Genomic DNA, 1,028 nt, shown 5'->3' with positions numbered 1-1,028 from the left:
GAAAAAACCCGGCCTCATTCGAGACCGGGTTTTAGGATAAAGCCCCTGGCGGTGACCTACTCTTGCATGGCTTGAGCCACACTACCATCGGCGCATGCGCGTTTCACTTCTGAGTTCGGGATGGGATCAGGTGGTACCACGCCGCTATAGCCGCCAGGGAAGGGGTGGGAGCGGCGCAGATGCGCCGGCTCCACAGAGGGTGTAAACGAGTGACAAGCGTCCGGGGTCGACCGGAGGATTGCGTTAAGACGGTGAAGCGTCTTGGGGTTATATGGTCAAGCCTCACGGCTCATTAGTACGCGTAAGCTCAATGCATTGCTGCACTTCCACACCGCGCCTATCAACCACCTAGTCTTGATGGTGCCTTAAGGAGAGTCGAGCTCTCGGGAGATCTCATCTTGGGGCGTGCTTCCCGCTTAGATGCTTTCAGCGGTTATCACTTCCGTTCGTAGCTACCGGGCAATGCCATGGGCATGACAACCCGAACACCAGCGGAACGTCCACTCCGGTCCTCTCGTACTAGGAGCAGCCCCCCTCAAATCTCCAACGCCCACGACAGATAGGGACCGAACTGTCTCACGACGTTCTGAACCCAGCTCGCGTACCACTTTAAATGGCGAACAGCCATACCCTTGGGACCGGCTACAGCCCCAGGATGTGATGAGCCGACATCGAGGTGCCAAACACCGCCGTCGATATGAACTCTTGGGCGGTATCAGCCTGTTATCCCCGGAGTACCTTTTATCCGTTGAGCGATGGCCCTTCCATACAGAACCACCGGATCACTAAGACCTACTTTCGTACCTGCTTGATCCGTCGATCTCGCAGTCAAGCACGCTTATGCCTTTGCACACAGTGCGCGATGTCCGACCGCGCTGAGCGTACCTTCGTGCTCCTCCGTTACTCTTTGGGAGGAGACCGCCCCAGTCAAACTACCCACCATACATGGTCCCCGATCCGGATTACGGACCTAGGTTAGAACGTCAAGCACTTCAGGGTGGTATTTCAAGGATGGCTCCACCGAAACT

2 rRNA genes are annotated in these 1,028 nt (G+C 56.5%); both read right to left on the bottom strand.

The features are described from left to right. Positions 1-43: 43 nt before the first annotated feature. A 5S ribosomal RNA gene (rrf, locus tag HBF32_RS19100) occupies positions 44-158 on the bottom strand. 113 nt (positions 159-271) lie between these two features. Beyond that, positions 272-1,028 (bottom strand): 23S ribosomal RNA (locus tag HBF32_RS19095); the annotation flags it as partial.

The organism is Luteibacter yeojuensis (assembly GCF_011742875.1).
In the GTDB taxonomy this organism is placed as follows: Bacteria; Pseudomonadota; Gammaproteobacteria; order Xanthomonadales; family Rhodanobacteraceae; genus Luteibacter; species Luteibacter yeojuensis.
The sequence above is the reverse complement of the archived record's forward strand: the minus strand, read 5'-3'. Positions and strand labels throughout refer to the sequence as shown.